The sequence below is a fragment of the Flavobacterium palustre genome, assembly GCF_014639535.1.
GTDB lineage: Bacteria > Bacteroidota > Bacteroidia > Flavobacteriales > Flavobacteriaceae > Flavobacterium > Flavobacterium palustre.
In genome coordinates this window covers 337,640-350,042 of the sequence record NZ_BMGA01000002.1, presented here as the reverse complement: position 1 = coordinate 350,042, position 12,403 = coordinate 337,640, and the positions used below count along the sequence as shown (strand labels likewise).

The following is a 12,403-nucleotide window of genomic DNA, read 5'->3' as shown; positions in this document are numbered from 1 at the left end:
TACATCCTCCAATTCGTTTCTAATTTAAAGTAAGAGCTCCCAGAATTTCTTCAGACATAAATGGCCCTCCCGGGTATTTAGCTGTATAATCGAGATTGAGCCAGATTTGGTTGCGCTCGTCAATGTGATAGTGGAGTTGTTTACCGTAACTTTCCTTTGGAAACAAAATGTTTTTTATTAAATAATTGGCTGTTTCCAAATCTTTCATGCTTCCAATAAGAATTTCGGGATAAATATGTCCTTTGGTGTGGATTAATCTTGGAGTTCCGCCAATAGCCCGCACACAGGCAGCCATTAAAACAGAATGATCGTCGCAATCGCCGGATAAATAATTCAGAGATTCACTGGCTGTGGCAATATAATCCCCGTCTTTAGGATCGCTGACATAATTCCAGCGGCTGTTGATTTCTTTGAATACAGCAAAACATTGGATAAGGGTGCGATAATCAGTATAGCCTTTTAGGTTTTTGAAATTTTTATTAATTGCCATAACAGCAAAATTTCGAACCTTTGGATTTTGGTATTCAATAGCACTAAGAATTTTAGATTTATTTGGAAAAGGCAACAGTTTTGAAATAATAATATCCTGTGGATTGGGATTGTCGGACATAGTATATATCATGGAATCATAATCTTCGTAAACACTTTGAAAACCATAATTTCCTGATACCGTTCCGTAAAAAAGTACCATAAGATAAAGAATGATACAAATAATAATAATAGTTCTAAGCAGTCTTAAAATCAACTGAGTAGCTATTAAAATAAAAAGAAACAATATAATGCGGTCTAAGTTTAGTATCCAGTTTAGTTCAATTAAGTTTTGATGCGCAATTATAAAAGCCGGAATACTAATCAAAATATTCAAAACAAAAATAATAACTTCATCCCAGGGTTTCTTGAGCTGAAGTTTTTGCTTTATGTTTTGAAGAGTAAGATTTTTAAAGTCTATCATGCCGGGCAAAAAAGGAAAAACTATACTGTTTTAACTATTTCATCAAAAGTACCTATTTTATCAATAATTTTAAGTTCCAATAACTGATTTTGAATATTGTTTAACATTTCCTTACTTAATTGTTGTTGTGACCACTCGGTTAATGACAGCCATTCTTGTATATCTTCTGTTTTTTGATGGTATCTTTGGGCTAAAACAGTGTCAATATTAGGAATTGTTTTAAATGAAGCGGTCTTTGTATTGATGATTTTTAAGATTTCTGAAATGATTTCCGGTTCTTTTTCTATGATTTCATCCCGTACAGCAATTACAAAACAAGGCCAGGGAGTGGGGCAGTCAGCAATTTTTCTAAAAGTACCATTGTCAACAAGTGGTTTAGTCATAAAGCGTTCCCACATAAAATAATCGGCTGAACCATTGGTTAAAGCTTCAACAGCACCATCGATGGTATTTACAATTTCAAATTGAAGATTGTCAGTTTTCCAACCCTGATTATTCGCATTTACATAAGCCATTAATTGTGAACCTGAACCCAAACGGGAAATAGCAGCCTTAGTGTTTTCAATATCAGCTAAAGATTTATAATTGGATTTTGACGCTACGTGAATTCCCCATATTAAAGGAGATTCTACATAAACCTGAACAATTTTTGATGGATTTCCGGCAACAATATCTTTTACAATACCTTCAGATAGAATAACAGCGATATCGGTTTTATCATCACGCAGCATCTGGCACATTTTGCCGGTTCCTTCCGGAACATCAGTCCATTGCAAATCGATATTCTGTGTTTCAAACTCTTTATTTTCAAGGCTTAAATACCAAGGTAAATTAAAGTGCTCCGGTACTCCTGCTATTTGTATTGTTTTCATAATTTATTTGTTTTTTGACACAGATTTAAGAAATCTATGAAATTACTTAAATTTTTCTAATTTCTTAAATCTGTGTTCCTTCTTGATGTTAATTATAAACACAATTTCTGCAAAGTATAACGAATTAAATTATCAATCGTTTGATAAGGATTTTTACTAAATGTTCCATTGGCACGATTGGCAATAATAGCGTTTAGCGAAATGGCTTGATGACCTAAAAGTGCTGAAAGTCCATAAATAGCAGCCGTTTCCATTTCGAGATTAGTTATTTGGAGGCCTTTATATTCAAACTGATCCATTTTTCGATTCAAATCAGTATCCTGAATATTCAAACGTAAAATTCTCCCTTGAGGACCATAAAAACCTCCGGCTGTAGCGGTAAATCCTTTATGAATTGCTGTTGAATTGAATTGTTTTTCTAAAGTTTCACCAGAGCGAACCACATAAGGTTTTCCTTTTTGCAAATCCCAATTGGTTTGCTCGATAAAAGCAGTTTCTATTTTAGGATTTGAGACGGAATCAATGCAATAGGAGCGAAGCATATTATCTAAACCAATAGCATACTGACTCATAACAAAACTGTCAACCGGAATATTGGCTTGAAGCGAACCGGAAGTTCCTATTCGAATAATATTTAAAGAAGTGAGTTTTTCTTTGATTTTTCTGGTTTCGAAATCGATATTTACCAAAGCATCCAGTTCATTCAAAACAATATCAATATTATCAGGACCAATTCCGGTAGAAATCACGGTAATTCTTTTGCCTTTGTAAGTTCCGGTTTGGGTTTTGAATTCTCTTTTTTGAATGGTACATTCGATGGAATCAAAATAAGCCGTTACTTTTTCAACCCGATCCTGGTCTCCCACAAAAATGATGTCCCGGGCTATATGTTCGGGTTTTAAATTCAGGTGATAAATACTTCCGTCGGGATTGAGAATTAATTCTGATGCTGCTATCATTCTTTTAAGTAGGTAAGATTTGTAAAAAATAAATTCCAATTTTTTGAAATTCCAAATTCCAAAGCTAAAATTGGAATTTGGAATTTTCCCGATAGCTATCGGGATTGAATTTTCTTAACCTCCAACACGCTTGGTCTTAAAGCCTTTTTCCTGTAAAATTTTCATGATTTTGTCACGATAATCTCCTTGGATAATAATGGCTCCGTCTTTGAAACTTCCGCCCACACTTAATTTTGTTTTGATTTCTTTGGCGAGAATTTTAAAATCCTCATCATTACCTTCGTAACCTTCGATGATAGTAGTTACTTTTCCTTTTCTTTTTTCGAATTTACAAATCATAGGTTCTTTTTGAACGAATAATTCGTGGGCTGTTTCTTCGGTTTCTTCCGGTTCGTTGCTGGGAACGTGGTCTGGAAATAAGTTTTTTAATTGGTCTTGTAAGTCCATAAATTTTTATGCTAAAAAATAAAAATCAATTTTTTTAAATTCCAAATTCCAAAAACGAATGATTGGAATTTGGAATTTTAATTTTGGAATTTATTTTGGGTTATTTTTTAATCAATCCTAAATCCACTAATCGTTCATATAGAAAATCTCCTGCTGTAATATCTTCAAATTGTTTTGGGTTTTCGCTATCGATACAATTTTCTAAACAATTTAGCGGCATATCACTCACCGGATGCATGAAAAAGGGAATCGAATAACGTGAAGTTCCCCACAATTCTCTTGGTGGATTAACCACCTGATGAATGGTTGATTTTAATCGGTTATTGGTGTGGCGCGATAACATATCACCAACATTAATTACCAATTCATCCGGTTCGGCAATGGCATCAATCCATTCGCCGTTGTGATTTTGAACCTGAAGTCCTTTGCCCTGAGCACCCATTAAAAGTGTTATCAGGTTGATGTCTCCGTGAGCGGCTGCACGAATCGCATTTTCCGGTTCAGATGTGATGGGAGGGTAGTGTATCGGACGCAAGATGGAATTTCCTTCTTTGGCATAGTTATCAAAATAAAATTCGTCCAGTCCTAAACGCAAAGCTAATGCCCGCAAAACATAGATTCCTGTTTTTTCAAGCATTTGATACGCTTGCTTCCCAATTTCATTAAAACGAGGCAATTCTTTTACGGTGACGTTTTCAGGATATTCTGAGGCGTATTTTGAATCTGCGGATACATATTGTCCAAAATGCCAAAACTCTTTTAAATCGCCTTCTTTTCTACCTTTAGCATGTTCTTTACCAAAAGAAACATAGCCTCTTTGACCTCCCAGTTCAGGATTTTCATAGCTTTTTTTAATTTCTAGTGGTAAACTGAAAAATTGTCTGATTTCGCTATACAATTCTTCAACCAATTGCTGATCTAAAAAATGTCCTTTTAAGGCTACGAAACCTATATCTTCAAAAGCATTTCCAATTTCGTTCACAAACTTTTGTTTGCGGTCAGGATTATTTGAAAGGAAGTCACGTAAATCAACACTGGGGATGTTTTGCATATTGTACTATTTTATGTGATGTAATAAGTAGTAAGGAATTCTAAGTTATCCTTGCAAATGTATTTAATCCAATTTTAAAACAAAACAGTTGGGTGGAAATTAGAGATAAAAAAAACGCTTCAATTTCTTGAAGCGTTTTTGGTGGGGAGAGCAGGATTCGAACCTGCGAAGTTTTCACAGCAGATTTACAGTCTGCCCTCGTTGGCCGCTTGAGTATCTCCCCGAAGCCTTTGAGTACAACAGTTGTTTGTTGTTGTTAGCGGTGCAAATATAGGAACACTTTTCGTTTCTGCAAACTAATTCCGGACTAATTTTGCATTATTTTTCGAGCTTTGTTTTAACCTGTTGGTCTTGAATAAAATAAAAAATCTCCACTAGGGAGATTTTTTATTTTTATACTTTCAAAATGCCTTATTTAGCTAAAAGTTCTATGATTTTTGCTTTCAATTCAGCGCCTCTTAAGTCTCTTGCGACCACTTTTCCTGAAGCATCCAAAATAAAAGTGGCAGGAATAGCGTCAACTTTGTATTGAGCGGCTATTGGTTCTTGCCAACCTTTTAGATTGGAAACCTGTGGCCAGGTCAATTTATCTTTTGCAATAGCCTCTTTCCATTTAGTTGCATCTTCATCTAAAGATACTCCTATAATATTAAGTCCTTTTGAGTGGAACTCTTTGTAAATGGCTACCACATTTGGATTTTCTTTTCTGCATGGACCACACCAGGAAGCCCAAAAGTCAACAATTGTAACTTTTCCTAAACTTTCCTTTAGAGAAATTACTTTCCCTTCCGGATTAGGAGCTGAAAAATCTGTTCTTCATTTAGCAGCTGGTGCCGCACCAGGAGTTGCTCCTGCAGTTGGACCTGAAGTAATTGCTTTAATTCTTTCCTGAATAGCTTTACCAGGTTTAGTGTTTTTTAATTCATCTTCAAATCCGTTATAGATACTTTCTGCTTTTTTGATGTCTGCAGAAGGATCAGCCAACATACTTTGAAGAATTAAAGCACTAATAAAAGATTTTGGGTGTGATTCTGCGTAAGCAATATATTTAGCTTTAGAATTAGTACCAACTTCTTCCTGGATTTTTTGGTATTGTTGCATTAAGCTATTGATTACAGCAGTATCTTTAGTTTGTTGCGCCTGGTTCATTTTAAGCATGTTTGCTTTTTGGAAATCCATTAATTTCTTTTGAACCACTTTCATTTCTTCGTTAAATTTCACATACTCATCATTGTTGTAAGTACCAGAAATTTTTGTATTTTGAATACTATCTTTATTTACTTCGATATTGATTTCTCCGGATTCCAAGATGAATGGAATAGGTTGGTTAGCTGCTTCCAATTGAAGTACGTGGAATGAAGGCTCAGTAACTTTTCCTTTAATTTCAAATTTTCCGTTTTCAACTTTTACAGTATCAATATTGATTAAACCTCCCATTCCGCTAGGATCCTGTGCCTGAAGAATAATGGTTTTTCCGTTTTCAATTCCATTTGCTGTACCAGTGATGATGTACTCGTCTTTACCAACTTTACTGCAAGAAAATAACACAGCAGAGGTAGTAAGTAATAAAAATAATTTTTTCATTATTAATTAGTTAAATTAGTTAAGTGTGCAAAAGTATTTAAATTTATAAAATAGCAATAATTTAATTCGCTAAATTTTTGTTATAATTGATTGCTTTCGGGGTTTTGTTGCTAATGTTTGATGAAATCAGTTAAGAAATTTTAGAATACTTAAGTTAGTTGATTTGTTTTTACCAGGAGGTCTGCTTATTTTTGTTTTTTTAAGAAAGGATTATTATTGCATGAAACCATTAAAAGAAAAATTACTCATTAAAGATGCTACTATTAATAAGGTACAATTTGATACGGAATGGTTTTTTAAATTAGATGATATGGCTTTTTTTCTAAAAGAAGATTTATCAGAAGTAGAGTTTGTTTATTTACCTATGCTGATTGATGGTGAAACTGAAATTGTAAAATGCAGTTCTTTTGAAGATATAATAAGAGGAAGAAAGGAATTTAAAGAATAAAATAAAGAGAGCAGTTTTCAAACCACTCTCTTTATTGTTTTATCGATTACTTAGTTTTGCTTTTTCTTTGATAATATCGCTTATTTTTCGGTTTTCAATTTTACTTTCCAACCACGAAATAATGTCTAGATATAAAAACGCTCTTTTTTCATAAGTGCTTTGTTCTAATTCTATAAAGCGTTCTTTCATTTTTTTAAATTCTTTTTTGATGTCACTTGGATAAATAGAATTTAAGTTTTTCAAAAATCGAATAATCTCTTTCTGTACTTCGTGCAAATCATTCATTTTTAGCAAAAACTTATAGGTGTTTTTCAGCTGACTTTCTAGATAATAGTCTTTTCCTAATTCGTAATGTGCAATCAAACATAAAATACGCGCAAAACACATTAAATCTTCGCGCATGCTTAAATTCTTGTTATTGATAATTTTTTCCAGATAAAAAATAGACTCATTGTATTTTTCAACACCAAAATAAATACTGGCTATTTTATAGAAAAACAACATTTCATGATGTTCATCCAGATGTTCGTTGTGGATTTTTAATTTGCTTAGAATTTCAGGAATTAAATATTCGCTTTCGGCGAAAGTGCCTTCCATGATATGGTAATTCAATTTGTTATTGTAAACATATAAAAATGCCAACGAAGCAATATTATCGTTAATAGGAAAACGATCATCTTTTATGGTCTGTTCTAATAATGTCAGGTAATTTTTAAATTTCGTTTGGTATTTTAACATGTATAAAGATTCCAAAAGATAATTATTCCCTTTTAGGAAAAATACCGGATTTAGAAAAATCATGTTTTCATTATCATAAAACAGAGTTACCCATTTGGATGCAAATTTATAGCTACCTAAAAAGTCCTGAACCAGGAAACTACGCCATAAATTTGCATTGTAAAACCAATATTTTTCACGAAATCCAAATTTGTTTTCATCTAATTTAGAGATGTGTTTATTGAAATAATCATCAATGTATTTGTATTCCTCATCGCTTTTTACATAGCCCGTTTTAAGCATGATTCCATACAGCTGTAAAGACAAATTAGACAGTTTGCTGGAAATGGTATTTTGGTAATTTAATTCTTTGGCCTGAATTACTAATTCGTCGGCACGCCCCTGAATGCTTCGGGTGATGTATTGCGATTCGATTAATTTTTCAAATTCTACAATTTCATAAGCCATTAATTTTTCATCGTTTTCTATGGCCTGACTTTTGGTTTTGTCAAGAATTTTTAAGCTTTGTTTATATAAACCTTTGTTATACAGAATGGTAGCAAAATCAATCTGTTCTCTTAGTTGGTAACGAATATTTTGACTGGGAATATTAAGACGAATACTGACTAATATCTGTTTGTACAGATAGGATTTTAAATTCGATAATTGTACTTTTTTAATGACACCACTTTTTAAAATAAGTTTCTCGTCATAGTTTTCAGATTTGTCTAAAATATTAAAGAGTTCAATGAATTTTGTATTCGAACTGGTCTCTAAACGACTGGCAAAAATCTTAAATTGTCGTTTTTCAGATTTGGATAAGGACTTAATTAGAACGAATAAAAAATCTTTTTGATGGTTAGCCATTGTAAAATAAATAGATTTAACTTATTGATTTACAGTGTTTTAAAGTGGTAATACCTCACTTATAAACAGTATATTCAAATAAAGTGAATTTTCTGTTCAGATTAAAGAATATATTTTTGTTATCAAGATGTGAAATTACATTAAATAAATGAATAATGAATAGAGACAAAGTCCAAATTTTTGATACCACTTTACGAGACGGAGAACAAGTTCCAGGATGTAAATTAGATACCAATCAAAAACTTGTTATAGCAGAACGTTTAGATAACATGGGGGTTGATATTATCGAAGCCGGTTTTCCGGTTTCTAGTCCCGGTGATTTTTTGTCTGTTACTGAAATTAGTAAAATCGTTAAAAATGCAACAGTTTGTGGTCTTACCAGAGCTGTAAAAAACGATATCGACGTAGCAGCTGCAGCCCTAAAACATGCTAAAAGACCACGTATTCATACGGGTATTGGAACGTCAGAATCTCATATATTACATAAATTACAAACCACAAGAGAAGATATCATTGCCAGAGCAAAAGCCGCTGTAGCACATGCTAAATCTTATGTGGAAGATGTAGAATTTTACGCAGAAGATGCCGGAAGAACTGATAATGCTTTCTTGGCTCAGGTTTGTGAAGAAGTGATTAAATCAGGAGCTACAGTGCTTAATATTCCGGATACAACAGGATATTGTTTGCCTGATGAGTATGGAGCAAAAATTAAATACCTTAAAGAAAATGTAAAAGGTATTGATAATGTAACTATCTCTTGTCACTGTCATAACGATTTAGGAATGGCTACTGCCAACTCTATTTCGGGTGCTATCAACGGTGCCAGACAAATAGAATGTACTATTAATGGTATTGGGGAAAGAGCCGGAAATACTGCTTTGGAAGAAGTGGTAATGATTTTTAAACAACACCCGGATTTGAATTTATATACTGATATCGATACCAAACAATTGAACGAAATGAGTCGTTTGGTTTCTGAAAGTATGGGGATGATGGTTCAGCCTAATAAAGCTATTGTAGGAGCAAATGCTTTTGCACACAGCTCAGGAATTCATCAGGATGGTGTGATTAAAAACAGAGCTACTTATGAGATTATTGATCCTTTAGATGTAGGAGTTAATGAATCATCAATTGTGCTTACAGCCAGAAGTGGTAGAGCAGCATTGGCATACAGAGCTAAGAAAGTAGGTTATGAATTAACTAAAACGCAGTTAGATGTCGTTTATGTTGAGTTCTTGAAATTTGCCGATGTTAAGAAAGAAGTTTTAGATGACGATATTCATTTGATTATTGCAGCTTCTAAAATTGAAGGTGATTTAATTAGAAAATAGTTAGAGGTTAGGAGTGTTATAATGATTAAATTTGCAGCTTTTAATTAAAAAAACAATCTCATGAACTTAAAAATTGCTGTATTATCGGGTGATGGCGTAGGTCCTGAAGTAATTGCACAGGCAAAAAAAGCCTTGTGTGCTATAGGAGTCGTTTACGAACATGATTTTGTTTTTGAAGATGCGCTTGTGGGAGCCATTGCAATAGACAAAGCAGGTTCGCCACTTCCGGAGCAAACATTAAATCTATGTCTTAATACCGATGCTGTTTTACTTGGTGCAATTGGTGATCCGAAATATGATTCGGATTCAAATGCTAAAGTTCGTCCTGAACAGGGATTATTGCGATTGAGAAAAGAGTTAAATCTTTATGCAAATATCAGACCTCTTAAACCTTTTAAAGGTTTGCTTGATGTTTCTCCTTTAAAAAAAGAAATTGTTGAAGGAGTTGATTTTGTTATTTACAGAGAATTAACAGCAGGAATTTATTTTGGAGAAAAAAAGCTAAATGAATCCGGAACAATTGCTTCTGATTTGTGTGAATATTCAGAAGATGAGATTTTTCGAATAACTCATTTGGCATTCAAATCAGCTCAAAACAGAAGAAAGAAGTTAACTTTAGTTGATATGGCTAATGTTCTTGAAACTTCTCGTTTATGGAGGAATGTGGTTAAGAATATAGCAGCTGGTTATCCTGATGTAACTTTGGATTTTCTATATGCAGATAACGCAGCAAAACAAATGATATCAAATCCAAAGCAGTTTGATGTCATATTAACCGAGAATCTATTTGGAGATATTTTATCCGATGAAGCGAGTGTTATTACAGGTTCAATAGGAGTTTTGCCATCGGCTTCATTAGGAGAAAAAAATGTGTTATTTGAGCCGGTTCACGGTTCTTATCCTCATGCTAAAGGGAGAAATATTGCCAATCCTTTTGCAGCTATACTTTCGGCAGCAATGTTGTTAGAATATTTTGGTCTTGACGAAGAAGCAAAAAAAGTATATCAGGGAGTAGAAAAAGCAATTGAATACAATGTAGTCACAATAGATTTGAATCCGGATTCAAAATTTGGAACCAATGAAGTTGGAGAATTTGTTTCTAATTTTATTTTAAACAAAGATGACTTAATGTATTTTAATAATGATAATGTACATTTAGGACAGTCAACAATAGTATAATGTGCTATTTTAATGAATAATTAAGATTAATGATAAGAAATTCATAAAATTTTATTTTTTATTTTTTTAGATATAAAGGTTTTTATACTTTTGTTTCATCAAAAAAAGAAAATGAAAAATTCAATTGTATTAGTTTCTGTCGTTAATGTCATTGTTGTTTCAACAAGTGCATAAGGGAAGCTATTAATATAATTGAAAAATAATATTATATAACTCCCAATAAAATGGGAGTTTTTTTTTTGGAATTATATCAGTGCAAAAAATATAAAAACAGATGGAATTAAATAAATACAGCAAGACGATTACTCAAGACGAAACACAACCTGCTTCTCAGGCGATGTTTTACGGAATTGGATTGACAGAAGAAGATCTTAAAAAAGCACAGGTAGGAATTGTGAGTATGGGTTACGACGGAAATCCGTGTAACATGCACTTAAATGACCTGGCTAAAGATATTAAGACCGGAGTATGGAAAGAAGATTTAGTAGGATTGATTTTTAATACCATTGGTGTTAGTGATGGTATTTCAAATGGAAATGACGGAATGCGTTTTTCTTTAGTTTCCCGAGATGTAATTGCCGATTCTATCGAAACCGTTATGGGTGCACAATGGTACGATGCAATGATTGCCGTTCCGGGTTGTGATAAAAATATGCCTGGAGCCTTAATGGCTATGGGAAGAGTAAACCGTCCTTCTATTATGGTTTATGGAGGTTCTATTCATCCGGGAAAATGGAAAGGTCAGGATTTGAATATTGTATCTGCTTTTGAAGCTTTAGGAAAAAAAATCAGCAACACCATCACACCGGAAGATTTTAAAGGTGTAATTCAAAATGCTTGTCCGGGCGCCGGAGCTTGTGGTGGAATGTACACTGCAAACACGATGTCATCAGCAATTGAAGCATTAGGAATGAGTTTGCCTTACAGTTCTTCTAACCCTGCTTTAAGTCCTGAAAAAAAACAAGAATGTGTTGATGCAGGAAAAGCAATCAGAATATTATTAGAAAAAGATATCAAACCTAGAGACATTATGACCCGTAAAGCTTTCGAAAATGCTATTACAATGGTAGCAGTTTTAGGAGGTTCTACTAATGCAGTGATGCACTTAATTGCAATGGCTCATTCTGTAGGTATCGAATTAACATTAAAAGATTTCCAGGATATCAGTGATAAAACACCATTGTTAGCCGACTTGAAACCAAGTGGGAAATATTTAATGGAAGATTTACATAATGTAGGTGGTGTTCCTGCAGTAATGAAATATTTACTAAAAGAAGGCTTCTTACATGGAGATTGTTTGACAGTAACAGGAAAAACAATCGCAGAAAATTTAGCTTCAGTTCCTGATTTACATGATGGGCAGGAAGTAATTTTTGAAATCCAAAAAGCATTAAAACCAACTGGAAATATTCAAATTTTATACGGAAATGTTGCTTCAGAAGGTTGTGTGGCAAAGATTAGTGGAAAAGAAGGAGAATTTTTTGAAGGTACAGCAGTCGTTTTTGAAGGTGAAAAAGATGTAATCAGAGGAATCCAGGCAGGGGAGGTTAAACCCGGAAATGTCGTCGTCATCAGGTACTGTGGTCCAAAAGGAGGTCCTGGGATGTCAGAAATGTTGAAACCAACATCTGCTATTATGGGAGCTGGTTTAGGGAGTACAGTAGCCTTAATTACTGATGGCCGTTTCTCAGGAGGTTCTCACGGTTTTGTTGTAGGACATGTTACTCCGGAAGCTTATGAAGGCGGCGGAATTGCATTAATAGAAAACGGTGACGTTATTACAATTGATGCTGTGAAAAACACCATTAACATGAAAGTCTCTGACGATGAATTGGCAAAACGTAAAGCCAATTGGAAGAGACCCGAAAATGGAATCACACAAGGAGTTTTACTAAAGTATATGCGTTCAGTATCCAGTGCATCTGAAGGATGTGTTACTGACAAATAATAGTCAATTACAATTTCAAAAATCAATTGCAATATCAATTTGATTTTG

The 12,403-nt window shown here is 33.6% G+C and carries 13 protein-coding genes and 1 tRNA gene; 5 read left to right on the top strand and 9 right to left on the bottom strand.

Annotation, left to right across the window (positions count from 1 at the left end; translation table 11 throughout):
• Positions 1-19: 19 nt before the first annotated feature.
• The 7 genes from IEV84_RS06325 to IEV84_RS06295 all read right to left on the bottom strand — a co-directional run bounded on the left by IEV84_RS06325 (position 20) and on the right by IEV84_RS06295 (position 5,058).
• Positions 20-952 (bottom strand): transglutaminase-like domain-containing protein, encoded by a 933-nt coding sequence (locus tag IEV84_RS06325; protein ID WP_188493448.1) that lies wholly within the window; start codon positions 950-952, stop codon positions 20-22.
• 20 nt (positions 953-972) lie between these two features.
• On the bottom strand, positions 973-1,824 hold the full coding sequence (locus IEV84_RS06320) for a substrate-binding domain-containing protein (RefSeq protein WP_188493447.1): 852 nt from the start codon (positions 1,822-1,824) through the stop codon (positions 973-975).
• A 92-nt stretch (positions 1,825-1,916) separates the two neighbouring features.
• Positions 1,917-2,783 (bottom strand): nucleoside phosphorylase, encoded by an 867-nt coding sequence (locus IEV84_RS06315; protein WP_188493446.1) that lies wholly within the window; start codon positions 2,781-2,783, stop codon positions 1,917-1,919.
• Positions 2,784-2,897: 114 nt separating this feature from the next.
• Complete coding sequence (locus IEV84_RS06310; RefSeq protein WP_188493445.1) at positions 2,898-3,230, bottom strand: translation initiation factor; 333 nt, start codon at positions 3,228-3,230, stop codon at positions 2,898-2,900.
• A gap of 100 nt (positions 3,231-3,330) precedes the next feature.
• Positions 3,331-4,281: an isopenicillin N synthase family dioxygenase gene (locus tag IEV84_RS06305; protein WP_188493444.1), complete on the bottom strand. Its 951-nt coding sequence runs from the start codon at positions 4,279-4,281 to the stop codon at positions 3,331-3,333.
• A gap of 139 nt (positions 4,282-4,420) precedes the next feature.
• Positions 4,421-4,504 (bottom strand) — tRNA-Tyr (locus IEV84_RS06300).
• 188 nt (positions 4,505-4,692) lie between these two features.
• Complete coding sequence (locus tag IEV84_RS06295; RefSeq protein ID WP_188493584.1) at positions 4,693-5,058, bottom strand: TlpA family protein disulfide reductase; 366 nt, start codon at positions 5,056-5,058, stop codon at positions 4,693-4,695.
• Between IEV84_RS06295 and IEV84_RS06290 the strand changes: the two genes are divergently transcribed.
• The gene (locus tag IEV84_RS06290) at positions 4,961-5,173 is read left to right on the top strand and encodes a hypothetical protein (RefSeq protein ID WP_188493443.1); all 213 of its coding nucleotides are present in this window, start codon (positions 4,961-4,963) and stop codon (positions 5,171-5,173) included. The two genes, IEV84_RS06295 and IEV84_RS06290, sit on opposite strands and share 98 nt — an antisense overlap.
• Here the strand turns inward: IEV84_RS06290 and IEV84_RS06285 are convergent.
• The gene (locus tag IEV84_RS06285) at positions 5,098-5,865 is read right to left on the bottom strand and encodes a DUF4369 domain-containing protein (protein ID WP_188493442.1); all 768 of its coding nucleotides are present in this window, start codon (positions 5,863-5,865) and stop codon (positions 5,098-5,100) included. The genes IEV84_RS06290 and IEV84_RS06285 overlap by 76 nt on opposite strands.
• Before the next feature lie 220 nt (positions 5,866-6,085).
• Here IEV84_RS06285 and IEV84_RS06280 point away from each other — a divergent pair, with 220 nt between their 5' ends.
• A complete protein-coding gene (locus IEV84_RS06280; RefSeq protein ID WP_188493441.1) occupies positions 6,086-6,313 on the top strand; it encodes a hypothetical protein in 228 nt (75 codons plus the stop codon).
• Positions 6,314-6,352: 39 nt separating this feature from the next.
• On the opposite strand, the gene IEV84_RS06275 is transcribed toward IEV84_RS06280, so the two are convergent.
• On the bottom strand, positions 6,353-7,897 hold the full coding sequence (locus IEV84_RS06275) for a hypothetical protein (RefSeq protein ID WP_188493440.1): 1,545 nt from the start codon (positions 7,895-7,897) through the stop codon (positions 6,353-6,355).
• A 155-nt stretch (positions 7,898-8,052) separates the two neighbouring features.
• On the opposite strand from IEV84_RS06275, the gene IEV84_RS06270 reads away from it, so the two are divergent.
• From IEV84_RS06270 to ilvD, 3 genes are all read left to right on the top strand, one after another.
• Complete coding sequence (locus IEV84_RS06270) at positions 8,053-9,228, top strand: 2-isopropylmalate synthase (RefSeq protein WP_188493439.1); 1,176 nt, start codon at positions 8,053-8,055, stop codon at positions 9,226-9,228.
• 60 nt (positions 9,229-9,288) lie between these two features.
• Positions 9,289-10,407: a 3-isopropylmalate dehydrogenase gene (leuB, locus tag IEV84_RS06265; protein WP_188493438.1), complete on the top strand. Its 1,119-nt coding sequence runs from the start codon at positions 9,289-9,291 to the stop codon at positions 10,405-10,407.
• Positions 10,408-10,681: 274 nt separating this feature from the next.
• Positions 10,682-12,355, top strand: coding sequence for a dihydroxy-acid dehydratase (ilvD, locus tag IEV84_RS06260; protein WP_188493437.1), 1,674 nt, complete (start codon positions 10,682-10,684; stop codon positions 12,353-12,355).
• Positions 12,356-12,403 lie beyond the last annotated feature (48 nt).